We start from the raw sequence: 22,669 nt of genomic DNA, 5'->3' as shown, positions 1-22,669 counted from the left end.
TGCCCCTGTGCCGTCCCCCTGTCGCCGCCTCCTAGGAGCCTGCCCCCACGAGAGTGCGCACGTCCCAGACCCACACGTCGTCGACGCGGTGTCCGGGTGTGCCGAGCAGGGCGTCGACCGTCAGCCGCAGTGCCCGCTCGTTGGCGTCCCGGGGAAGCACCAGGACGTCCGCCCGCCAGTAGTTCAGATCGGCGAGGGCCTGCGCGCGCATCGCGTCGGTCACCTCGGGCACGACACCGGTCTGCTGCGTCTTCCCCAGCAGCTGCGCGGTCGGCCGGTCCTCGGGCCCGTACTTCGCCTTCTTCTCGGGGCCGACCGGGCCGACGAAATAGCCTCCGGCGAGCGGGAATCCGAAGTCGGACTCGACCTGCCACGTCAGCGCCCGCGCGTCCTCGGGGCGGGGGAGGGGGACCGTGACGAGGGAGCCGTCGTCGACGTACCGACGCCACGTCCCGTCGGCGAAGAAGTCCGGTGCCGGGGCGCGCTGGACCGCGTTGAGCGGCAGCGGGGTGAGCGGAACCAGCGCCAGCGCCAGCGCCACCGTCCAGGGGATGAGCGTGACCTTCTCGCGCAGCGCCCGGTCCAGGGCGAGCGCCACCAGCAGCGCGATCGCGGGGATCGCGCCCATCGCGAACCGCGTCTCGAGCACCGATTCGAACAGGGGCAGCCGTTCGAGCCACGACCACGGCAGCTCGATGCCCGTCGCCTCGCGGCCGATGGTCAGTTCGGCGCCCAGCGACACCACGCACATCACGACGATCGTCACGGCGGCGGCGCGCGCGACGGCCACGCGGCGCAGCCAGATCGCACCCGCCAGGGTGACCACCAGCAGGGGCCAGCCGAAGTACGAGTTCTCCTCGGTCGCGTTGATCGCGACGTCCTGGCCGGGAGTGAGACGACCCCCCAGGGACTGACGCGGGAACTGCGTCAGCGCCTTGAGGTCGTTGCCCATCGGGCCGTGGTCGATGAAGCGGTAGCTCTGCGGACCGAAGAACTGCCACCACAGCGGACCGGCGGTGAGCACCACCGCGATGACGGCGGCGAGCAGCAGCGGCCCGGTGGCGTTCCGGATCGCGGTCACCGCGAACCGGGGCCGGAAGGCGAAGAACACCAGGGTGAACACCGCGAACGTCACGGCGGTGATCAGCAGCGGCTCCTCACCGAGGGCGATCTGCAGCGCGACGAGCAGGCCGAGCACCACCGCGGTGCGTGTGCCCGCGCCGCGGGAGAGCCGGATCACGCACGCGAGGATCACCGGTAGCAACGGCAGCACAACGAAATTGGGGTGGCCGTTGGCGTGGGAGATCAGTGCCGGCGCGAACCCGCAGAGCAGGCCGCCGACCGCAGCGGAAACCCGCGACTGCACGGCGTACCGACCCAGGAACCAGTACCAGGAGAACGCGGTGGAGGCGAGGCCGAACGTGAGGACGAATGTCCACGTGACGGTCGGGCCGAAGAGCAGGGTGATCGGCGCCAACGGGACGCTGACCCCGAACATCGCGGTGTTCGCCATCAGGTTGACGCCCTGCGGATAGTTCTGCAGCAGCGTGCCCAGCGGATTGTCGAGATGGGTGATCGACCGGGCGGCGAGCGCGAAGAACCACTCCCACATCCGCTGGTCCTGGCCGCTGCCGGTCAGGTACCCGGACGCGGGCAGCCGCCACTGGTTTCCCATGACGTAGACGGCGACGACGGTGAAGACGAAGGCCGCTGCGGTGTCGGACCGCGACGGGCGCAGGCGTCGACGGACACGGGTCGCGGCGGCAGGCCGCCGCTCGGCGACCGGCAGAACGACCGTGTCGGCACCGCCACTGATTCGAGTGTCGACACCGCCGCTGATTCGAGTGTCGGCACCGCCGCTGATTCGAGTGTCGGCACCGCCGCTGATTCGAGTGTCGGCACCGCCGCTGATTCGAGTGTCGGCACCGCCGACGGGCGTCGACGTTGCGTCCGCTGGTACTCCCATTCACCGTTCCCGTCGTTCGGTTCCACACTCGTCGGGCGCCGGGCGCCATCGGATGACGGTACCGATCGCGGCTGGGAACCGCCTGCGGGCGGACCACGTGCCCACCGACGACGGCCACACCGCGCGGGGCGGTGTGGCCGTCGGCCGATGGGGTGGTTCCGGGCTTTCCCCGTGGTCAGGCGCGGTACGGCTGCCAGGTCGACACCGCCCAGATCACCACGACGTCGAGGGCGATGATCAGGATCGACCACCACGGGTAGTACGGCAGCCACATGAAGTTGGCCAGGATCGACAGCGCTGCGATGACGATCGCGGACACTCGCGCCCATCCGGCGCCGGTGAACAGTGCGAGACCGACGAGGATCACGATCACGCCGAGCACGATGTGGATCCAGCCCCAGGTGGTCAGGTCGAACTTGTAGACGTACTCGACGCCGACGACGAACACCTCGTCCTCGGCGACCGCGGCGATGCCCTGGAACAACTGGATGACACCGACGGTCACCAGGATGACGGCGGCGCCGATGGAGGTACCCGCCGCAACTTCTCGCTTGACCGACGGTTCGGTCATGGCTGTCCCCTTCCGAGTGCCGGGTTGGTCCGGTTCGCTCATTCTCCGTCGGGACCGCGCGGCGAGGAGGGGTTTCCGTGGTGGGGGTTTGCCGAGCTCATTGCGATTTCGTAACCCTCAGGTAAGTCAACCCTTCGTTGTAGGGTGCGGCGCATGATTCCGAGACGAATCCTCGTCACCGCCCTCAGTGCGGTACTCGCGTCGACGGCGGGCGCTCACGTCGCCACCGCCGCCCCGGCACCCGAGGTGCGGGAGCGGATCGCGTTCGTCGTCCCCGGCCAGTACCTCGGCGCCCTGCCGTACCTGCCGCTCGTCGAGTCGCTGCGCCTCCAGGGCTACCGGGCGCAGGCGCTGGACCTGCCGGGATTCGACATCGACGCCGACGCCCACGCGATCGGAGCGGCGGTCGACGCGGCGCTCGCCGCCCACCCCGACGCGGAGATCGCGCTCATCGGGCACAGCATCGGCGGGGTGAGCGCCCGGCACTACGTCAAGCACCTCGGTGGCGCCGACCGGGTCGACACCTATGTCGCGTTCGGGACGCCGCAGTACGGCTCGCCGGGCGCGTGCGGACAACCCAACGGCGCGGAGGTGTGTCCCGGAACCGATTTCATGGCCGGCCTGAACGTCGGTGACGACACCCCCGGCGACGTGGCCTACTACTCCATCCGCAGCGAGCGGGAGTGGGTGGACGGCCGGCTCGACGGCGGCCAGTGCCGGATGACCCCGACCCCGACCGCCGTCGACGGCGGCACCGACCACACCCTCGAACCCGTCAACGTGCACGTGTGGGCGCAGGTGTCGGCCGCGCTCGCGGGGCACTGCGACGGCGAGTTCGTCGACGATCCGGACGGCGCGTTCACCGCTGAGGAGACGCTGTTCCCGAACGGACGCTGACGGCGGTCAGGACGCGACGTCCCGGCGGGCCGGTGGTTCGGTCAGCACGGCCGCGATGCGGTCGAGGGACAGTCCGAGCGCCTGGGCCAGCGCCGACACGGTGAAGAACGCCGGTGTCGCGATGCGTCCGGTCTCGATCTTGCGGAGGGTCTCGACGGAGATGTCTGCCTCGGCGGCGACGTCGACCATGCTCCGCTCGCCGCGAGCGGTCCGCAGCAGCCCGCCGAGCAGCCTGCCCCGTTCGATCTCCTCCGCCGTCAGCGGCACGCGCACCATTCCCCTATAGTAATACCGGTATTGTTATTCGTGCCGGGAGGTTGTGGTGGTCGAGTTGAAGACGGCGGGGGAGATCGACGCGATGCGCGAGGCGGGCCGGGTCGTCGCGAACGCACTGGCCGCGGCCCGCGCCGCCGCCAGGGTCGGGGTGACGCTGCGCGAGCTCGACGCCGCGGCGGCCGCCGTCATCTCCGACGCCGGTGCCACGCCCGCGTTCCTCGGCTACCAGCCGGACTGGGCGCCCACCCCGTTCCCCGGCGTCATCTGCGCGAGCGTCAACGACGCCGTCGTGCACGGCATCCCGACCGGCCAGGCGCTCGCCGACGGCGACCTCGTCAGCATCGACTGCGGTGCCTACCTCGACGGCTGGTGCGGCGACTCCGCGATCAGCTTCGTCGTCGGTGCCGCCGACCCGCAGGACCTGAGCCTGATCGCGGACACCGAGGAGGCGCTGGCGCGGGGCGTCGCCGCGGCCCGGGTCGGAAACCGGCTCGGCGACATCGCCGCCGCGATCGGCTCCTTCACCCGCTCCCGCGGCCACGGACTGCTCGCCGACCACGGTGGTCACGGCATCGGCCGCGCGATGCACGAGGACCCCGACGTGCCGAACGAGGGCCGCGCCGGCCGGGGCATGCGCCTGCGTGCCGGGCTGGTGCTCGCGATCGAGCCGATGCTGATCCGCGGCGGCGACGACTACCGGCACGACCGGGACGGGTGGACGCTGCGCACCCTCGACGGCACCCGCGCCGCGCACGCCGAGCACACCGTCGCGATCACCGAGGCCGGGCCGGTGGTGCTGACCGCCGCGTGAGCGCGCGATGAGTTCCCGTCCGGCGGGGAGTCTGTACTCCGAGAGCCGTAGACGGAAGGGTGACACGCATGGCCGAGAGCGCAGTACGGGACGAGTTCACCCCGCAGGCGGAGCAGTACCGGCGCGAGCTGCTCGCGCACTGCTACCGGATGTCGGGGTCGGTGCACGAGGCGGAGGACCTCGTGCAGGAGACGTACCTCAAGGCGTGGCGGGCGTACGACCGGTTCGAGGGCCGCTCCTCGCTGCGCACCTGGCTGTACCGGATCGCGACCACCACCTGCCTGACCGCGCTCGAGAGCCGGGGCAGGCGTCCACTGCCGACCGGCCTCGGGGCGCCGAGCTCCGACCCGGCGGCCGACCTCGTCACCCGCGACGAGGTGCCGTGGCTCGAGCCGATCCCCGACGAGATGCTCGGCACCGCCGCCGCGGACCCGGCGACGGTCGCGACCTCCCGGGAGAGCCTGAGGCTGGCGCTGATCGCGGCGCTGCAGTTCCTGCCGCCGAAGCAGCGGGCGGTGCTGATTCTGCGCGAGGTGCTGGCGTGGCCGGCCGCCGACGTCGCGGACCTGCTCGACACCAGCACCGCCGCGGTCAACAGTGCGTTGCAGCGGGCGCGGGCGCAGATCGCGCAGGCCGCGCCCACCGAGGACGCCATCGTCGAACCGGTCCGTCCGGAACAGCGCGCCCTGCTCGACAGGTACATGGCGGCGTTCGAGAACTACGACATGGCCGCGCTGACGGAACTGTTCACGCAGGACGCGGTGTGGGAGATGCCGCCCTTCGAGGGCTGGTACCAGGGCCCGGACGCGATCCGCGCCCTCATCGAGAACAACTGTCCCGCAAGCAGTTCCGGCGACATGCGATTGCTGCCGACGATGTCCAACGGGCAGCCCGCGTTCGGGCTGTACATGCTCGGCGAGGACGGCGTCCACCGGGCGTTCCAGCTGCAGGTCGTCTCGCTCGGCCCGTCCGGCATCGGTCACGTCACCGTCTTCTTCGACCTGTCGCTGTTCACGAAGTTCGGCCTGCCGGAAGCGCTTCCGTCATGACGGCCGACCGGGTCGCCCGCCCGCTCGCGGACCCGGTCGCACTGCTCGGGTCGGCGGTTCGGTACACGGACGCGGCCCTGGGTCTGGTCACCGCCGAGGACCTGTCGCGTCCGACGCCCTGCTCCGAGTGGAACCTGCGGCAGTTGCTGTCGCACATGGACGAATCGCTGACGGTACTCGAGGAGGCGGTGCTGGATCGTGCCGTGGTCCTGCACCCCGTCGCGGTTCCCGCCGGGTCGGTGGATCCCGTTGGTGTGCTGCGGAATCGGGCCTGCCGGATGGTCCGGTCGTGGGTGAGTGCCGGCGATCGGGGTGCGATCCGTGTCGGCGACGCGCCACTGCCGTCCGACGTCGCGGCCGCCGCCGGTGCGCTCGAGGTCGCGGTGCACGGCTGGGACGTGGCGCGGACGCTGGGTCCCGCGGCTCCGATCCCGCCCGGTCTCGCGCGTGAACTCCTCTTCTGTGCAGGCATTTTCGTGACCGACGCCGATCGTCCCGCGCGGTTCGGCGCGGCGCGTCCGGTGGCGGCGGGTGCGGGTCCGCACGAGCGGCTGCTGGCGTTCCTCGGCCGCTGACGACACTGTGGGATTCCTCCCGGAATGCGGGAGGAATCCCACACTTTTCTGCGGGGGCGATGAGTTCCGCGACCACGTCCCGTCTACCTGGGCAACGGCTTCACGCGCACCGCGTGAAACCCCGAACCCCAGGAGCCGGCCATGACCGCCACCCCGATCACCTCCACCGCGTCCGCCGCCGCCCCGGTGTCGTCGAAGTCCCGCGTCGCCGGACTCGTCGTCACCGGACTGGTGGTGGCGTTCCTGCTCTTCGACGTCGTCATCCACCTCGCGAACACCCAGCAGGTCAAGGACTCCATGGCCGAGTACGGTTTTCCGGATCACGCGCCGTACGTGATGGGCGTCGTCCTGCTGATCTGCCTGGCGCTGTACCTGATTCCGATGACGTCGATCCTCGGGGCGGTGTTGATCACCGGCTACCTCGGCGGCGCCGTCGCGGCCAACATGCTCACCGAGCAGCCGCTGGTCGGCACCACTCTGTTCCCCGTGTACGTCGGGATCTTCGTCTGGGGCGGACTGTTGCTGCGCGACGCCGAGGCCCGCGAGGTCATGCCGTTCGTCCACCGCTGACCGCTCGCCCCCTCGGGCTGAAGGCCACCTTCACGCGGATCAACCGCACGAAGGTGGCCTTCGGCCACGGGGGCGTCGGTGAAAGATCGGGGTGGAGATCAGGGCAACACCTGATGTGCGTGGGCTGGTGCGAGCGGCAGGCTCGGTGCATGACATTCGAGAGCGACACCCCCAAGCCCCTCGCCCGTTCCACGACCCAACGCATGCTCGGCGGAGTGTGCGGCGGCATCGCGGAGTACTTCGGCATCGACGCGAACCTGGTGCGTGCCGGTGCCGTCGTCGCCGCCTTCGTCACCGGCGGCACCGCGATTCTCGTCTACCTGGCTCTGTGGATGCTCCTGCCGGCCTGAAAGTGAATGTGTGAGCGCGACCACACATATTTGTTACTCTCCGGTAAGTCGAGTGGGACGGTTCTGGCCGTCACCACCGGATTCACCCGACGGAGGGGAACACGTGACGATGGTCGAGAAGGCGGGGCGGCTCAGCCTGGTGGCGGCGGTCGCGGTCGCCTGCCTGGGTGGGGTGGTCGGCGGCGGCGCCGTTGCAGCAGCCGAGCCGGTGAGCAGTTTCTATCAGCCGCCGGCCCGGTTCGATTCCACGCCCGGCGCCGTGATCCGGCAGCAGCCGCTACCGGTGTTCGCGACGGTGCCCGGCGCGGACGGCGGCTGGCCGGTGGCGGGCAGTCAGGTGCTCTACACCTCCCGGACTCAGGACGGAGCGCCGGTCGCGGTGAGCGGCACGTACCTCGACGCCACCCACCCGTGGCAGGGCCCCGGTGAGCGGCCCACCGTGGTGATCGCGCCGGGCACCGCCGGGCAGGGCGACCAGTGCGCGATGTCCGTCGCGTTCTCCACCGGAATGTATGCCGACCCCGTCAAGCTGTCCCTTTCGGCGAATCAGGAAGCGATCGCCGCGGCAGCCTGGTCCGCGGCCGGTGCCAGGGTGTTCGTCACCGACCACATCGGGCTCGGCACCCCCGGCATCCACACCTACGTCAACCGGGTCGAGTCGGCACACGGTGTTCTCGACGCGGCCCGGGCCGCGGGCAACCTGAGCGGCGACCCGGACGCCCCGCTGGTGTTCTGGGGCTATTCCCAGGGCGGTGGTGCGACCGCGGCCGCGGCCGAACTGCAACCGACCTATGCGCCGGAGCTCAATCTGAAGGGCACCTGGGCGGGTGGGCCGACAGCAGACCTCACCAAGGTCCTCGAACGGGTCGACGGGACGCTGATCGGCGGGGTCATCGGTTTCGCGATCAACGGGTTCGTCGAACGGAACCCCGGGTTGGCGCAGTACGTCGACGAGATCGCCAGCCCGACGGGCCGGGCGCTGCTCGACGAGCTGAGTGACGCGTGCGTCGGCGACGTCATCGTCAAGCACCCGTTCCTGCGCACCAGCACCCTCACCGTCGACGGCCGGCCGATCCTCGACCACATGCGGGAGATCCCGGAGGTCGTCGCGGTGCTCGACGAGCAGCGGATCGGACGCCTGACCCCGACCAGTCCCGTCCTGATCACCAGCGGACTCAACGACGACACGGTCCCCTACGGCCAGGCCCGGCAGTTGGCCACCGACTGGTCCGATCGCGGTGCGGCGGTCACGTTCCGGACCAACGAACTTCCGCCGATCCTCCCCGGCGCGACCCTGCTCAACCACTTCGGTCCGCTCCTGATCGACGGCTACGGCATGGACAGCGCGGTGACGTGGCTTCTCGACCGGCTGGCCGACTGATGGGATGCGCTCCGCGCAGTGGTGCACTTTCGGATGCTCGGACGTCCGAAAGTGCACCACTGCGCGAAGCGCACTACTTGCGTGTGACGACGGTGAACGGCCCGACCTCGGTGACCACGAACCGCGGGTCGTCGAACAGTGCCTTGTCGAAGGTGACGGTGTAGCGGCGGACGTTGGGGTCGTTGGGGTACACGTCCTCGGCCAGGCGCAGCGTGTAGCCGTCGTCGCTCGACCGGAACACGAACACATCCGGTGCCCGCCAGGGGGACTCGTCCATCGCGGCGATCAGCTCGTCCGGCGTCTCGGACTCCGTCCAGCGTCCGATCGCGGCGGCGCGTTCCTCGAACTGGGCCAGCGGGTTCGCGTAGTGCGACGTCAACGCCTGGAAACCGAAGTACGGGTAGAAGGACAGGAACCCGGTGTCCGCGGTGAGGACGACGGTGTCCGACCGCGGTCCGGGGCGCTGCGCGGTGATCGCCTCGTCCACCTGGGAGTAGTACGCAGCCGCGCCCGGGGGACGCTGGTCGGCGCGGACGCCGTCGCCGTCGGTGTCGGTGTAGGCGAGGGTGATCTCCGGCGCCAGGTAGTGGGGGACGGACTGGGCGAACGCGATCGCGCCCAGCGCGCCGATCGCGATCGCCGCCACCCTGATCCGCGGGTTGCCGCTGGTGGCGAGGATCAGCCAGTGCGTGAACTCGACGAAACCGAAGACGCCTGCCGCACCGAGCAACACCAGGAGCACCGGCTCGAGACGGAACGAGAGCAGGGTGGTCCCGACCGCGGTGAAGGCCATCGACAGCAGCGACCACAGGTACACGGCGACCACCCCGATGCCGAGTGCCTGGGCCCGCCGGGACGAGGCCGCCCGCGCGATCAGCCACACCGTTCCCAGCAGGCACAGCAGGCCGACGAGGGACGCGTCGAACATCGGAAGTGGCAGCGTCGCTCCGGCTTCCGGGAGGTAGTGGGTGGCGGTGCCGGACCCGGCGAGCGACCGGGTTCGCAACTCGAGCAGGAACGGTGTCCACACGGTCAACGCGATCAGGCCGGCGATCACCGCGATCGTCACGAGTCGACGCACGGGGTCCCACACCGCGCGGATCCCGTTCGCGCGCACCGCGAACGCCGCCGAGACGAGCGCCATCAGCGCCACCGCGAACGCCGCGTAGCCGAGGTAGAGCGTGTAGAAGGTGGCGGCCAGTCCGAGGAACAGGCCGGTCCCGACGACCGCGCCCCAGCCTCCGGCGCCCGCCGGGCGGTACAGCGCGCCCCACGCCAGGATCAACGCGGGCGGCAGCAACACGACGAGCACCGCGCTGTAGGCCTCGGGACTGGCGTATGCGACGGTGATCGCGGTGGCGGCGGCGGCCGCGAGCACGGCGAGGTCGGCGCGAATCAGTTTGGACCACAACACGAGCGCCACGACGGCGGCGACCGCGATCGAGGCGATCGCATACGGTTTGAACGTCTCCCACCCGGCCATGCCGAGGAGATTGGCGACCCGTCCGCCGACCCAGAACCAGCCGGCCGGGTAGAAGGACGGCAGGTCCGCGTACGTCATGTCGTCGAGGCGGGCGGTGTCCGTCATCCGGGTCAGGAACTCGGTGCGGAACTCCTGATCCACGGAGACGCCGTGCAGGTACAGCTTGGTCGCGGCCAGCGGCATGCCGAGGGTGACGGTGACGAACCCGGACAAGCCCACCCACGACACCAGTTTCGCGACGATCGGTGCGCGGCGGGACCGGATCAGCCACACCGACAGTGCGAGCAACGCCAGCGTCAGCACCTGACCGACGGTGGTCAGCGAGCGGGTGACGTTGGAGGAGTTGAACGCCGGCCAGTCCACGACCGAGAACGCGACCAGCCCGACGGCCGCGACCACGGCCGCGACGGCCACGGCGAGCACCATCTCGACGAGCGTGCCGACCGCCCGGCGGGAGGGCTGGACGAGGTCGGGCGGGGTGGTGCTGGCGGTCGGCGTCACGAAACCGGAGTCTAGGCGCTACGCGCCTGTGCGCGTTTCCGGTAGCCCCGGCTACCGGAAACGCGCACAGGCGGCGAAGCTGCCTTGGTCAGGAGGGCGGCTCGGTTCGCGTGATCGCGCGGGTGAGTGCCGCCGCCGAGAACGAGACGAGCTCGGACTGGTCGAGGTGAGCCGCCCAGTTGTTGGCGATGGTGGCGGCCACGCCCTGCAGTCCGGACAGGAGGAAGGGGAGGACGGCGTCGTCGCCGAGCAGGATCCGCCCCTCCTCCTCGGCTGCCTCGGTCACCGCGCGCAGGACTTCCGCGTCGTAGAGGGTGGCCACCCGGTGGACCTCGTGGAGCGACTCGCGATCCGAGTCGGCGTTGCCCTCGGCGTCACGCCAGATCGCGGACATGCGCCCGACCCGGCCCCACCGCCGGGCCGAATCGTCGATGATCGCGGCGAGTAGCGCCGTGACCCCGCCGTCTCGTGGCAGTGCGGCGACGCGTTCCGTCGACTCCACGATGGCCTCGTCGAGCAGCGCCATGAAGATGTCCTGCTTGTCCGCGAAGTACTGGTAGATGAGTCCGGTGCTCGTGCCGGCGCGTTTGGCGACCGAACGGATCGTCAACGCCGAGTAGCCGCCCTCCGCCAGCAGCGCCGCGGCGGCGTCCAGCGTTCGGCGTCGCCGAGCTTCGGCGTCGCCGTAGATCGACCCTCCGTTCGATTCGCTCACCGAATCACCGTACCGACCGGCTCGGGGGGTCGGGCATCGAACGTCCGACCAAGAATGAACATTGTTCGATCTAGTATTGAACAATGTTCATTCTGTGGTTACAGTCACTCGCATGACCACTCGTGCCGTGACCCCGACCGCATCAGATTCCGGGATCGGGCCGCATCCGGACGGCCGCGCCGCTGTCGAAATCGCCACGGAGGCAGGACGACTTCTCCTCACGCACCGGGCCGGGCTGGCCGAACCGGACGCGGACCCGACACGGATCAAGGCCGCCGGAGACCGGCTGAGCCACGAGTTCATCGTCGCCGCCCTCGCGGAGCGCTTCCCGGACGACGCGGTGCTCTCCGAGGAGGGTGCCGACGACCGGGCCCGCCTCGACGCCGATCGGATCTGGATCGTCGACCCTCTCGACGGCACCCGCGAGTTCGGGGAAATGGGACGCACCGACTGGGCCGTGCACGTCGCACTTGTCGAGCACGGACGGCTGACGGTCGGTGCCGTCGCCATACCCGCACTCGGCGTCACCTGTTCGACCGGTGACACACCCATCCGGCCGGCCCCGCTGCGCGGGTCGCCGAAGGTGGTGGTCAGCCGCACCCGCCGACCGGAGCCGGTGATGGCGATGGCCACCGCCCTGGGCGCCGAACTGGTCGAGATGGGTTCCGCCGGCGCGAAGGCGATGGCGGTGGTCCGCGGTGAGGTGGACATCTACGCCCATGCGGGTGGTCAGTACGAGTGGGACTCGGCGGCTCCGGCCGCCGTGGCCCGTGCTGCGGGACTGCATGTTTCGCGAATCGACGGTTCCGAACCCGTCTACAACCAGGAGAACCCCTGGTTGCCCGATCTGTTGATCTGCCGCCCGGAGTTGGCCGGCACAGCACTGGAGGTACTTGCGCGATGACACGTGCGCTGACCCACCTCGAGAGACTCGAGGCCGAGAGCATCCACATCATGAGGGAGGCAGTCGCGGGGAGTGAGAACCCCGTGATGCTGTACTCGGTCGGCAAGGACAGTGCGGTGATGCTGCACCTTGCCCGCAAGGCGTTCTTCCCCTCGCGGTTGCCGTTCCCGCTGCTGCACGTCGACACCACGTGGAAGTTCCGGGAGATGTACAGACTTCGTGACGAGTCCGCTGCCGCAGGGGATTTCGATCTGCTGGTGTACCAGAACCCCGAGTGTGTGGAGAAGGGGATCAACCCGTTCACACACGGGTCGTCGACGCACACCGACATGTGGAAGACCGAGGGCCTCAAGCAGGCCGTCGACCTGCACCGGTTCGACACCGCCTTCGGTGGTGCGCGGCGCGACGAGGAGAAGTCCCGCGCCAAGGAACGCGTCTTCTCGGTCCGCTCGGCCGAGCACCGCTGGGACCCCAAGCGGCAGCGACCCGAACTGTGGCACATGTACAACGTCCGGCGGTCGCCCGGCGAGACGCTGCGGGTGTTCCCGCTGTCGAACTGGACCGAACTGGACGTGTGGGAGTACATCCGGCAGGAGAACATCCCGATCGTGCCGCTCTACTTCGCCGCCGAGCGGCCGGTCGTCGAGCGGGACGGCACCCTGATCATGGTCGACGACGACCGGATGCCGTTGCGGCCCGGGGAGGTTCCCGAACTCAGGAGCGTCCGGTTCCGCACCCTCGGCTGCTATCCGCTGACCGGTGCGGTCGAGTCCACGGCCGCGACCCTGACCGAGGTCATCCAGGAGATGTTGCTGACCACGACGTCGGAGCGTCAGGGCCGGGTGATCGACCACGACAGCAGCGCGTCGATGGAGAAGAAGAAGCAGGAAGGGTACTTCTGATGGTCCACTCGTCCAACCTGATCGCCGACGACATCGAGCAGTACCTCGAGCGGCACGCCACCAAATCCATGCTGCGGTTCATCACCTGCGGCAGCGTCGACGACGGCAAGTCCACCCTGATCGGGCGGCTGCTGTACGAGTCGAAACTGGTCTTCGAGGACCAACTCAGTGCGCTCGAGAGCGACTCGAAGAAGGTCGGAACCCAGGGCGAGGGTCTCGACTTCGCGCTCCTCGTGGACGGTCTCGCGGCCGAGCGGGAGCAGGGCATCACGATCGACGTCGCCTACCGCTACTTCACCACCGAGCGGCGCAAGTTCGTCGTCGCCGACACCCCGGGCCACGAGCAGTACACCCGCAACATGGTCACCGGTGCGTCGACCGCGGATCTGGCGGTGATTCTGGTCGACGCCCGCAAGGGCGTGCTGACCCAGACTCGCCGGCACTCGTATCTGGTGTCGTTGCTCGGGATCCGGCACGTGGTGCTCGCGGTGAACAAGCTCGATCTCGTCGACTACTCGCAGGAGGTGTTCGAGCAGATCGTCGACGAGTACACGGGTTTCGCGGCGGAGATCGGGTTGGCGAGTGTCGTGCCGATTCCGATGTCCGCGTACATGGGTGACAACCTCACCGAGCGCAGCCCGAACACGCCCTGGTACCGAGGTCCGTCGCTGATCGAGCACCTCGAAACCGTCGAGATCGACGATGATCTCCGCACCGGGCCGTTCCGGATGCCGGTGCAGTGGGTGAACCGCCCGGACCTCGACTTCCGGGGATTCTCCGGCCAGGTCGTCGGAGGCACGGTGCGGCCGGGTGACCGGGTTCGGGTGCTACCCAGCGGGACGGAGTCCACTGTCGAGCGGATCGTCGCGATGGACGGCGACCTGGACGAGGCCGTCGCGGGCCGGTCGGTGACGATCACCCTGGCCGACGAGATCGACATCAGCCGCGGCGACGTGCTCGCCGCCGCGGACGCCCTGCCCGGGGTGGCCGACCAGTTCGAGGCGCAGCTGGTGTGGATGGGTGAGCACGAGATGCTGCCCGAGCGCCCGTACGTGTGCCAGATCGGGACGATGACGGTGCAGGCGCGGATCACCCGGCCCAAGTACAAGGTCAACGTCAACACTCTCGAGCAGACGGCGACTGTCGCGCTGGCGCTCAACGAGATCGGCGTGTGCAACATCAGCTTCGACCGGCCGGTCCCGTTCGACGCCTACGCCGACAACCGTGACACGGGCGGGTTCATCCTGATCGACCGGCTGACCAACACCACGGTCGGTGCGGGCATGATCGCGCACTCGCTGCGCCGGTCGGACAACATCCACTGGCAGGCCGTGGACGTGAACGCCGAGTCCCGGGCGGTCCTGAACGGTCACCGGCCGCAGGTGCTGTGGTTCACGGGTCTGTCCGGGTCCGGGAAGTCGACCATCGCGAACGAGCTCGAGCGGCAGTTGCACGCGAGCGGTTGCCACACCTATCTGCTCGACGGCGACAACGTCCGTCACGGTCTGAACCGAGACCTCGGGTTCACCGAGGCCGACCGGGTGGAGAACATCCGGCGGGTCACCGAGGTGGCCCGGCTGATGGCCGATGCCGGCCTGATCGTGCTGGCGTCGTTCATCTCTCCCTTCCGGGCCGAGCGTGACGCGGCCCGCGAGCTGATCGGCGAGGACCGCTTCTGCGAGGTATTCGTCGACACGCCGATCGACGTCGCCGAGTCGCGGGATCCGAAGGGGCTCTACAAGAAGGCGCGCCGGGGTGATCTGACGAACTTCACCGGCATCGATTCCCCGTACGAGTCGCCGGAGAACCCCGCGCTGCGAGTCGACACGACCGTGACGACTCCCGCGGAGGCCGCAGTTCAGGTTGTCGAGAAGCTCCGCAGCCGCGGCGTCATCGCCTGACCCGGCCCGTTCCACCAACCACACCCGAGGAGCGTTCCCTGTGCCCACCCGAGACGAAATCTGTTCGGTGATCGATTCGTACGTCAAGTATCTCGGTGATCACGACGTCGGTCGACTGATGTCGCTGTTTGCAGCGGACGCGGTCCAGCACGAGCCGCTGGGCATGCGGACCTACACCGGTGTCGACGAGATCCGGGCCTTCGCCACCGAGAACGCGAAGGTGACGTTCACGGTGAGCCGGTACTCGCCGATCACCGTCACCGGCCGGTTCGCGGCGATGCAGCTCCGCGTGCAACGCGAGGGCATGCCCGACTTCCTGTCCACCGACCTGTTCGAGTTCGGTGAGGACGGCAAGATCGTCTCGCTGAGCGTCGTTCTGGACCCCCAGGCACAGGTATGACGTCGAGGTTGCAGCCGGTGATGCCGGCGATGCTGGATGGCAAGGTCGTGGTCGTCTCCGGTGTCGGGACGGGGCTGGGGCGTTCGGTGGCTGTGCGCGGCGCGCTGGCCGGTGCCCGGATCGTCCTGGCCGCGCGGACCGAGTCGCGGCTGACGGAGGTCGCCGAGGAGATCCGCGAACTGGGCGGTACCGCGGTGTCCGTGCCGACCGACCTCACCGACGACGCGTCGGTGACGAATCTCGCCGAGTCGGCGCTGGCCGAGTTCGGAGCGGTCGACGCGGTGGTGCACAACGCGTTCGTGCAGCCACCGCACGAGCGGCTGCTCGACGCCGAGTTCGAATCGGTCCGTCAGGGCCTGGACATCAACCTGCTGGCTTCGCTCAACCTGACCCGGAAACTGGCTCCCGCGCTCGAGAAGTCCCAGGGGTCGGTCGTGATGATCAACTCGATGGTGCTGCGGAACCAGCTGCCGAACTTCGGGGCCTACCGGGTGATGAAGGCCGGGTTGCTGGCCCTCGCCCGCAGCCTCTCCGTCGAGCTGGGGCCGATGGGAGTGCGCGTCAATTCCGTTGCACCCGGATATATCTGGGCGGATCGGGTCAAGAGGATGGTCGAGAAGCAGGCCGAGCAGCGTGGCGTCGACCCGGCCGAGATCTACGCCGAGATCGCGGCAGGCACCGACCTGCGCCGGCTGCCCGAACCCGACGACATCGCGAACGCGGTGCTGTTCCTCGCCTCCGACCTCGCGCGGGCGATCACCGGCCAGTGCCTGGACGTCAACTGCGGTCACGCCCACCACTGATCCACTCAGACAAGGAAGTACAGATGACAGTGCAGTACGACACTCAGCGGCAGTACGACGGCGTGGGGTCGATCGAGGTCCTGCAGCGGATCGCCCGTGAACGGACCGGCCTCGACGACTTCGGTGGGGACGACTACATCGAGGGCCTGACGGTTCTGCTCGACGCCTTCGAGCGGGAAGCCGACCTGACGCCGGACGGGAAGGTGCTCGCCGAGAAGATGATCACGGGTGCACTGGCCGGCCGTCTGATCAGCGAGGCCGGGTTCGCCCGCCACCCGGAGCACGCCGACGTTCCGATCGAGCGACCGATCTTCATGTGCGGACTGACCCGTACGGGTACCACCGCGCTGCATCGCCTCCTCAGTGCCGACCCGGGGCACCAGGGCGTCGAGATGTGGCTGGCCGAGGCGCCGCAGCCCCGTCCCGCCCGTGAAACATGGTCGGAAAACGACGATTTCCTCCGTTCCGACGCCTTCTACCGCGCTCGCCAGGCGAACGAGGCGGACCTGATGAAGGTGCACTTCCTGGGCGCCGAGGAGGTCGAGGAGTGCTGGCGTCTGCTGCAGCAGACGATGCGTTCGACCGCGTTCGAGACCGTCGCGTACGTGCCGAGCTACACGCGGTGGCTGGAGGAGCAGGACTGGACCGACACCTATGCCCGGTACCGGAGGAACCTGCAGTTGATCGGTGTGAACGATCGTGATCGCCGCTGGGTTCTGAAGAGCCCGAGCCACGTCTTCGCGATCGACGAGATCATGAAGGTCTTCCCGGACGCGTTGTTCGTCCGTACCTTCCGTGACCCGCACACCTCGATGGCGTCGACCTTCAGCCTGGCCGAGCAGGGCGGGCACGACATGTCGAAGGCGTTCGACCGCACGGCCATCGGACGGACCCAGCTGGATCTGTGGGCGCGCGGGAACGCGAACTTCCAGGACGCCCGGGCACGTTACAGCCCGGAGCAGTTCATCGACGTCGACTACCGGGACTTCGTGGCCGACCCGATCGGCACGGTCGAGAAGGTCTACGACCGGTTCGCCCTGCCGTTCTCCGACGCGGCACGCCGCGCGGTCGGCGGTGCTCACGAGGCCAGCCTGGCCGACCACCGTCGCCCGTCGCACACCTACTCGCTCGAAGATTTCGGCATCACCGCGGCCGAGGTCGACGCCAAGTTCGCCACCACCTGACCCCCTCACCTGGATAGGAATTCACCATGAACGCCACCTGGGAAAAGTTCTGCGCCGACCTGCTCGACGTCGGGAAGATCCTGTCGGACCCCATCGTTCCGCAGGATCCGCTGACGCAGGCGGAGGGCGTGCGGTACCTGTCGCGTCTGCTGCGGTACTCGACGATCAACTGTGTCGAGTACACCGATCCGCGGTGGCCGCAGTTCACGTCGGCGCCGAACCCGAACATGATGACGAAGATCGGTGCGGACAATCCGGACAACATCTACATGCGCGCCAACATCTCCGGGAAGTACACCTACCGGATCACCGGCACGCGGGGCACTATCCCGCTGATCACCTTCGGCTCGCGGGTCAACCGCTACCACATCGACGGCACCATGCTGCAGACCGGCGACCTGCACATCCACGACCTCGAATGCGATGAACACGGCCGGTTCTCGTTCATCGCGAGCGTCGACCGTCCCGCCGAGGGCGCCTGGTTGCCCCTCGCGCCGGACAGCAACCTGATCTCCGTCCGGCAGACCTACGCGGACCGCCGCTCCGAGGTCCCCGCGGACCTGTCCATCGAATGCCTCGACCCAGACGGCGAATTCGTTCCGCTGACCGAGGACGAGCTGGGCCGGCGGCTGGACCGGGCGATCGGCATGCTGAAGGGCTCGGCCGCCACGTTCCTCGAGTGGTCCCGCGACTTCCAGCCGCAGCCCAACGAGATCTTCGACCGTGGCCAGCAGCAGTTCCAGGACGCCGGCGGCGACCCGACGATCTTCTACTTCCACGGCTACTGGAAGCTCGCCGCGAACGAGGCGTGGGTGATCGAGACCGAGGTGCCGAACTGTGAGTACTACAACTTCGTGCTGCAGAACTTCTGGGTGGAGTCGCTCGACTACCACCGGGCGAACGTCTACCTCAACAATCACACCGCGAAGCTGGACGAGGACGGGACGCTGACCATCGTGGTGTCCGCGAAGGATCCCGGTTACGGGAACTGGATCAGCACCGACGGTCACGCCGAGGGGACGTGGGCGATGCGGTGGATCAAGGCGGACTCGCACCCGATCCCGACCGGGCGGGTCGTGACACTGTGACCGGTGTTCCGGTGAGGTGGTCCCTTGCGGCGGCGACGATCGACGCCGGGGATCTCTGCGAGCTGGCCCAGGTCGCCGAAGAAGTCGGTTTCGACTCGATCGCCCTGCCCGACTCGGTGTTCCACCCGGAGACGGTGCCGGCGGACTATCCGTACTCGCCCGACGGCAAACGGATGTGGGCGCCGGAGACACCGATGCCGGACCCGTTCATCGCAGACGACCGCACGGCCGTCTGACACAGCAGAACGGGAGTTCACGGCGGGTGCCGTGAACTCCCGTTCTCGTGTGCGATGTACTAGATCGGCAGCTTGCGGAAGATCGCCCGGGGGACGTGCCGCAGCGCCATCATCACGAAGCGCCACGGACCCGGAGTCCAGACGATCTCCTTGCCCTTGTCGGACGCAGCGACCGCCAGCTTGGCGACATCCTCCTTGTTCACCGTCAGCGGTGCTTCCTTGACGTGCGCGCTGAACTGGGTGCGCACCATGCCGGGGCGCACGACGGTGACCTTGGGGCCGAACGGTGCCAGCGCCTCGCCGAGACCCAGGTAGAAGCCGTCGAGGCCGGCCTTGGTGGAGCCGTAGACGAAGTTGGCCCGCTTGACGCGCTCACCCGCCACCGACGACATCGCGATGATCCGGCCGAAGCCCTGCGCCTTCATCTTCTCGCCGATCAGGACGCCGACCGAGACGGACGCGGTGTAGTTCACGTTCGCCACCAGCACCGCCTTGCGCTGGTTCTGCCACAGCTCCTCGGCGTCGGCGTCGAGGGCGAACGCGACGATCGCGACGTCGACGTCCGACTTGGCCCACGCCTCGTCGATCACCTTCGGGTGCGACTCGGTGTCGAGTGCGTCGAAGTCGACGATGTCGACCTCGGTGGCGCCGGCATTCTTCATCTGCTGGGTGGCCTTCTCGCGCAGCGGATCACCCGGCAGCGCGGCGAGGATCACCCGCATCGGGGACTTGCGCAGGTACTCCTCGCAGATGGCCAGGCCGATCTCGGAGGTGCCGCCGAGCAGCAGCAGCGTCTGGGGGTTGCCCACCGCGTTGATCATCAGTTCAGCTCCAGCCGTCGGGACATGTCTGAGGCGAAAACGCCTGTGGGGTCGTATTTCTTGCGGGTGGCGATCCACTCGTCGATCCGCGGGTACATCGCGTGGAAGGTCTCGGCGGTGGTGCGCGAGTCCTTCGCGGTGTACAACCGTCCGCCGAATTCGAGGACCCGTTTGTCGAGTTCGGTGACGAACTCGTTCAGGCCGGCCTTGATCGGGAAGTCGACGCAGACGTTCCAGCCGCGCATCGGGAAGCTCAGCGGCGCCTGATTGCCCTCGCCGAACAGCTTGAACACGTTGAGGAACGAGTAGTGCCCGGACCGCTGGATGTCGGCGATGATCTTCTTGAATTCGTCGACGGCCTCCGGCGGAACCACGAACTGGTACTGCAGGAAGCCCTTCGAACCGTAGGCGCGGTTCCACTCCCCGAACAGGTCGAGGGGGTGGTAGAAGGCCGTCAGGTTCTGGATCTGCCCGGTGGCGTTCTTCGTCTTCCGGTAGTACAGCTCGCCGACGATCGAGAAGTCGAACTTGTTGGCGAGACCGTTCGGGAAGATGTCGGGGAACGTCATCAGCGTCGGTGCGCTGAACCGCAGCGGATCCTTCTGCAGCTTCGCGGGCAGCTGGTCGAGCGTCGCGAGCGATCCGCGGGAGACGGCGGCGCGGCCGAGCTTCGGCGGAGCGGAGATCGCGTCGAACCACGCCGACGAGTAGTCGTAGTTCTCCTCGGAGCCGTCACTGTGCAGTGCGATGGTCTCGTCGAGGCTCGTGGTGCGGACGCTGTCGGCGATGAAGTACGCCGTCTCGGTCGGCGTCATCTTGATCGTGGCCTTGAGGATGATGCCGGTCAGGCCCATACCGCCGACCGTCGCCCAGAACAGCGCGCCCTTGGGGTCCTGCCTGCCGCCCTTCGGGGTCAGCGTACGGACCTTGCCGTCCGCGGTCAGCAGGTCCAGCGACACCACGTGGTTGCCGAAGCTGCCGGCGCTGTGGTGGTTCTTGCCGTGGATGTCGGAGCCGATCGCGCCGCCGATGGTGACCTGCCGGGTGCCGGGCAGGACGGGAACCCAGAGGCCGAACGGCAGGGCCGCCTTCATCAACTGGTCCAGGTTCACGCCGGCGTCGACCTCGACGAGCCCGGTCTCCCGGTCGATCCGGTGGATCCTGTTCAGAGCATTCATGTCGATGACCAGGCCGCCCGCGTTCTGGGCCGGGTCGCCGTAGGAACGGCCGAGGCCGCGGGCGATGACGCCCCGGCGCAGGTGCGATGGCTTGCCCTCGTTCTTCTCGGCGACCTGGGCGACCGCGGACGCGATCACCTCGACGTCGGGAGTGGAGAGCACCTCTGCGGTGGTCGGCGCGGTGCGCCCCCACCCGGTGAGGGTTCGGGTCTGGGTGGTCAGAGGCCGCGGCGTCGCGGGAGCCGGGGCCTCATCTGCTGTCGTGGACATCGCCTGAGAGGTTACCCGCGCGGGGCCGTCGCCGAGCGTGCAGTTTCCGTCCGAGCCGCCCGGCCGTCGCGCCGACGCCTGCACACTCGGCGACAGCGCGCCGGTTCCGTCGCCTACCCTCGACGGGTGCCCGAAACCCCCGAACCGCACCTGCCCACCGCCGTGGACCTGCCGCTGCAGGACGAGACGGGCGCTCCCGGCGTCGGCCTGGTGACCCAGATCTTCCGGTTCGCGGTGACCGGCGGCCTGTCCGCGATCGTCGACTTCGGTCTCTACGTGATCGGGCTGTTCGCCGGACTGCCGGTGGCGGTTGCCAAGTCGATCAGCTTCATCGCCGGCACCACGACGGCGTACCTGATCAACCGCCGGTGGACGTTCCAGGCCGAGCCGAGCCGGGCCCGGTTCGTCGCGGTCGTCGTCCTCTACGGGGTGACGTTCGCCGTGCAGGTCGGGTTGAACCAGATCCTGTTCCACGTGTTGCCCGACCACTGGTGGAAGGTGCCGCTGGCGTTCTGCGTCGCGCAGGGCACCGCGACCGTGATCAACTTCATCGTGCAGCGGGCGGTCATCTTCAAGATCCGCTGAGGTTTTCCGGACAAGACCGGCCGCCGAGCTCAGGGCGTCCCGGTCGCCAGGACGAGTGACGCGGTGCGCCGTGTCCCGGCGGCGTCGATCCAGCCGATCTCGACGCGGTCGCCCGGTTGGCGGCGGGCCATCTCGACGGTCAGGTCGGACTGGGAGCGGATCGGGGTGTCGTTCCAGCTGACGATCACGTCGCCGTGCACGACCCCGGCCTGCTCGGCGGGGCTGCCCGCGCCGACCGCGACGACCCGGGCACCGGCCTGGTCCTGCCCGAGGTCGGTGACGGCGACCCCGAGCAGCGGTGTCGGCCCGATGTGCACGGTCTCCGATCCCCGTCCGCCGCGGATCTGGTCGGCGATCGCGACGGCGTCGTCGATGGGCACCGCGTACGACTCGATCGGGACCGGCTCGCCGGCGGCCTGCTCGCTGGGGTCGGGCCGCATCCCGGTGTTGCCTGCTGTGCTGACGCCGACGACCAGGCCGTACGCGTTGACGAGCGGACCTCCGGAGTCGCCGGGCCGGATGTCGGCGTCCACCTCGATCATGCCGGTGAGCCGGTTGCGGCTGCCGTCGGAGCTGTTGCGGGCGACCACCGACTCGTTCAGTGCGGTGACTACGCCCCTCGCCGACACCGCCACCCCGCGGCCGTCGGCGTTGCCGATCGCGGTGACGGGGTCGCGCAGCGCGAGGTCGGCGGACCGGCCGAGGGGAGCGACGGGGAGGGAGTCGGCGCCGATCAGGCGCAGCACCGCGACGTCCCGGAACCGGTCGTAGCCGAGGACTTCGGTGTCGTAGTCGGCGCCGGTGGCCAACGTGACCGCGTCGACGTCGGTGGCGCCGTCGATCACGTGGTGGTTCGTCAGGACCAGCCCGTCTGCGCTGAGCACGATGCCGGTGCCGGCCGTGGTCAGGGGGCCGGCGCTCGCGGTGAGCGTGACGATGCTCGGGATCAGTGTGGCCTCGAGCGTCGCCGGATCGAGGGGGACGGGCGGCGAGGTCTGCGGAGCTGCGACGGTCACGGGAACGTCGGAGGGCACCGGCTCGTGTGCGAGGCGGTTGCCGGCGAGCAGCAGCGCGACGACGGCGACGAGCAGCAGCATCGCGCGCAGGAGCCGGCATGATGACCCGCGTCGGGCCCGCGTGCTGCTGTCCATTGACCCTGCATCCGCTCGAATCTGCGCACTGGTGTGAACCGACCGTACTGCGTCGAATGTCGTCGGGGGTGCCGGTTCGGACGAGCAATGAGCAGTGCGTC

Annotated in this window: 23 protein-coding genes and 1 pseudogene; 16 read left to right on the top strand and 8 right to left on the bottom strand. The window is 69.0% G+C overall.

Annotated features, from left to right (window positions below):
• Window positions 1-31: 31 nt before the first annotated feature.
• Together ACFYVR_RS13945 and ACFYVR_RS13940 are read right to left on the bottom strand one after the other, a co-directional pair.
• Entirely contained in the window at window positions 32-1,966 is a 1,935-nt protein-coding gene (locus ACFYVR_RS13945; protein WP_387473958.1) for a glycosyl transferase, read from the bottom strand.
• Window positions 1,967-2,141: 175 nt separating this feature from the next.
• Window positions 2,142-2,537 carry a hypothetical protein gene (locus ACFYVR_RS13940; RefSeq protein ID WP_387473956.1) on the bottom strand — a complete coding sequence of 132 codons (396 nt, stop codon included), beginning with the start codon at window positions 2,535-2,537 and terminating at the stop codon, window positions 2,142-2,144.
• Window positions 2,538-2,690: 153 nt separating this feature from the next.
• Between ACFYVR_RS13940 and ACFYVR_RS13935 the strand changes: the two genes are divergently transcribed.
• Entirely contained in the window at window positions 2,691-3,434 is a 744-nt protein-coding gene (locus tag ACFYVR_RS13935; protein WP_387473954.1) for an esterase/lipase family protein, read from the top strand.
• A 6-nt stretch (window positions 3,435-3,440) separates the two neighbouring features.
• Here ACFYVR_RS13935 and ACFYVR_RS13930 read toward each other — a convergent pair whose 3' ends face one another.
• Complete coding sequence (locus ACFYVR_RS13930; RefSeq protein WP_387473952.1) at window positions 3,441-3,710, bottom strand: helix-turn-helix domain-containing protein; 270 nt, start codon at window positions 3,708-3,710, stop codon at window positions 3,441-3,443.
• A gap of 46 nt (window positions 3,711-3,756) precedes the next feature.
• On the opposite strand from ACFYVR_RS13930, the gene map reads away from it, so the two are divergent.
• The 6 genes from map to ACFYVR_RS13900 all read left to right on the top strand — a co-directional run bounded on the left by map (window position 3,757) and on the right by ACFYVR_RS13900 (window position 8,446).
• Complete coding sequence (map, locus tag ACFYVR_RS13925) at window positions 3,757-4,521, top strand: type I methionyl aminopeptidase (protein WP_387473950.1); 765 nt, start codon at window positions 3,757-3,759, stop codon at window positions 4,519-4,521.
• A gap of 68 nt (window positions 4,522-4,589) precedes the next feature.
• On the top strand, window positions 4,590-5,570 hold the full coding sequence (locus tag ACFYVR_RS13920; RefSeq protein ID WP_387473948.1) for a sigma-70 family RNA polymerase sigma factor: 981 nt from the start codon (window positions 4,590-4,592) through the stop codon (window positions 5,568-5,570).
• The gene (locus tag ACFYVR_RS13915) at window positions 5,567-6,145 is read left to right on the top strand and encodes a TIGR03086 family metal-binding protein (RefSeq protein WP_387473945.1); all 579 of its coding nucleotides are present in this window, start codon (window positions 5,567-5,569) and stop codon (window positions 6,143-6,145) included. Before ACFYVR_RS13920 ends, ACFYVR_RS13915 begins: the two co-directional genes overlap by 4 nt.
• Before the next feature lie 141 nt (window positions 6,146-6,286).
• Window positions 6,287-6,715 (top strand): DoxX family protein, encoded by a 429-nt coding sequence (locus ACFYVR_RS13910; protein ID WP_387473942.1) that lies wholly within the window; start codon window positions 6,287-6,289, stop codon window positions 6,713-6,715.
• Between the two features lie 149 nt (window positions 6,716-6,864).
• Window positions 6,865-7,065, top strand: a complete 201-nt coding sequence (locus ACFYVR_RS13905) for a PspC domain-containing protein (protein WP_387473940.1) — start codon at window positions 6,865-6,867, stop codon at window positions 7,063-7,065.
• 109 nt (window positions 7,066-7,174) lie between these two features.
• Complete coding sequence (locus ACFYVR_RS13900) at window positions 7,175-8,446, top strand: lipase family protein (protein ID WP_387474225.1); 1,272 nt, start codon at window positions 7,175-7,177, stop codon at window positions 8,444-8,446.
• 73 nt (window positions 8,447-8,519) lie between these two features.
• Here the strand turns inward: ACFYVR_RS13900 and ACFYVR_RS13895 are convergent, their stop codons facing one another.
• Window positions 8,520-10,355 carry a galactan 5-O-arabinofuranosyltransferase gene (locus tag ACFYVR_RS13895; RefSeq protein ID WP_387474223.1) on the bottom strand — a complete coding sequence of 612 codons (1,836 nt, stop codon included), beginning with the start codon at window positions 10,353-10,355 and terminating at the stop codon, window positions 8,520-8,522.
• Between the two features lie 163 nt (window positions 10,356-10,518).
• A complete protein-coding gene (locus ACFYVR_RS13890) occupies window positions 10,519-11,145 on the bottom strand; it encodes a TetR/AcrR family transcriptional regulator (RefSeq protein ID WP_387473937.1) in 627 nt (208 codons plus the stop codon).
• A 112-nt stretch (window positions 11,146-11,257) separates the two neighbouring features.
• Here ACFYVR_RS13890 and ACFYVR_RS13885 point away from each other — a divergent pair, with 112 nt between their 5' ends.
• From ACFYVR_RS13885 to ACFYVR_RS13850, 8 genes and pseudogenes are all read left to right on the top strand, one after another.
• Window positions 11,258-12,049, top strand: a complete 792-nt coding sequence (locus ACFYVR_RS13885) for a 3'(2'),5'-bisphosphate nucleotidase CysQ (protein WP_387473934.1) — start codon at window positions 11,258-11,260, stop codon at window positions 12,047-12,049.
• Window positions 12,046-12,951: a sulfate adenylyltransferase subunit CysD gene (gene cysD, locus ACFYVR_RS13880; protein ID WP_387473931.1), complete on the top strand. Its 906-nt coding sequence runs from the start codon at window positions 12,046-12,048 to the stop codon at window positions 12,949-12,951. Before ACFYVR_RS13885 ends, cysD begins: the two co-directional genes overlap by 4 nt.
• On the top strand, window positions 12,951-14,852 hold the full coding sequence (gene cysN, locus ACFYVR_RS13875) for a sulfate adenylyltransferase subunit CysN (RefSeq protein ID WP_387473924.1): 1,902 nt from the start codon (window positions 12,951-12,953) through the stop codon (window positions 14,850-14,852). Before cysD ends, cysN begins: the two co-directional genes overlap by 1 nt.
• A 40-nt stretch (window positions 14,853-14,892) precedes the next feature.
• Window positions 14,893-15,252 carry a nuclear transport factor 2 family protein gene (locus tag ACFYVR_RS13870; protein ID WP_387473921.1) on the top strand — a complete coding sequence of 120 codons (360 nt, stop codon included), beginning with the start codon at window positions 14,893-14,895 and terminating at the stop codon, window positions 15,250-15,252.
• Window positions 15,249-16,055: an SDR family oxidoreductase gene (locus ACFYVR_RS13865; protein ID WP_387473919.1), complete on the top strand. Its 807-nt coding sequence runs from the start codon at window positions 15,249-15,251 to the stop codon at window positions 16,053-16,055. Before ACFYVR_RS13870 ends, ACFYVR_RS13865 begins: the two co-directional genes overlap by 4 nt.
• Before the next feature lie 23 nt (window positions 16,056-16,078).
• The gene (locus ACFYVR_RS13860; RefSeq protein WP_387473916.1) at window positions 16,079-17,239 is read left to right on the top strand and encodes a sulfotransferase family protein; all 1,161 of its coding nucleotides are present in this window, start codon (window positions 16,079-16,081) and stop codon (window positions 17,237-17,239) included.
• Window positions 17,240-17,265: 26 nt separating this feature from the next.
• Complete coding sequence (locus tag ACFYVR_RS13855) at window positions 17,266-18,327, top strand: DUF1214 domain-containing protein (protein ID WP_387473913.1); 1,062 nt, start codon at window positions 17,266-17,268, stop codon at window positions 18,325-18,327.
• A gap of 11 nt (window positions 18,328-18,338) precedes the next feature.
• Window positions 18,339-18,542, top strand: a pseudogene (locus ACFYVR_RS13850) (LLM class F420-dependent oxidoreductase); the annotation flags it as partial.
• 80 nt (window positions 18,543-18,622) lie between these two features.
• Here ACFYVR_RS13850 and ACFYVR_RS13845 read toward each other — a convergent pair.
• Entirely contained in the window at window positions 18,623-19,384 is a 762-nt protein-coding gene (locus ACFYVR_RS13845; RefSeq protein ID WP_387473910.1) for a decaprenylphospho-beta-D-erythro-pentofuranosid-2-ulose 2-reductase, read from the bottom strand.
• Window positions 19,384-20,832, bottom strand: coding sequence for an FAD-binding protein (locus tag ACFYVR_RS13840; protein ID WP_387473908.1), 1,449 nt, complete (start codon window positions 20,830-20,832; stop codon window positions 19,384-19,386). Before ACFYVR_RS13840 ends, ACFYVR_RS13845 begins: the two co-directional genes overlap by 1 nt.
• 126 nt (window positions 20,833-20,958) lie before the next feature.
• Here ACFYVR_RS13840 and ACFYVR_RS13835 point away from each other — a divergent pair, with 126 nt between their 5' ends.
• A complete protein-coding gene (locus tag ACFYVR_RS13835; RefSeq protein ID WP_387473906.1) occupies window positions 20,959-21,417 on the top strand; it encodes a GtrA family protein in 459 nt (152 codons plus the stop codon).
• A 29-nt stretch (window positions 21,418-21,446) separates the two neighbouring features.
• Here ACFYVR_RS13835 and ACFYVR_RS13830 read toward each other — a convergent pair whose 3' ends face one another.
• Entirely contained in the window at window positions 21,447-22,568 is a 1,122-nt protein-coding gene (locus ACFYVR_RS13830; protein WP_387473903.1) for a S1C family serine protease, read from the bottom strand.
• Window positions 22,569-22,669 lie beyond the last annotated feature (101 nt).

Source organism: Rhodococcus sp. NPDC003318 (assembly GCF_042879035.1).
Taxonomy (GTDB): domain Bacteria; phylum Actinomycetota; class Actinomycetes; order Mycobacteriales; family Mycobacteriaceae; genus Rhodococcus_G.
Note: the sequence above shows the minus strand (reverse complement) of the source record. Positions and strands in the feature narration are given on the sequence as shown.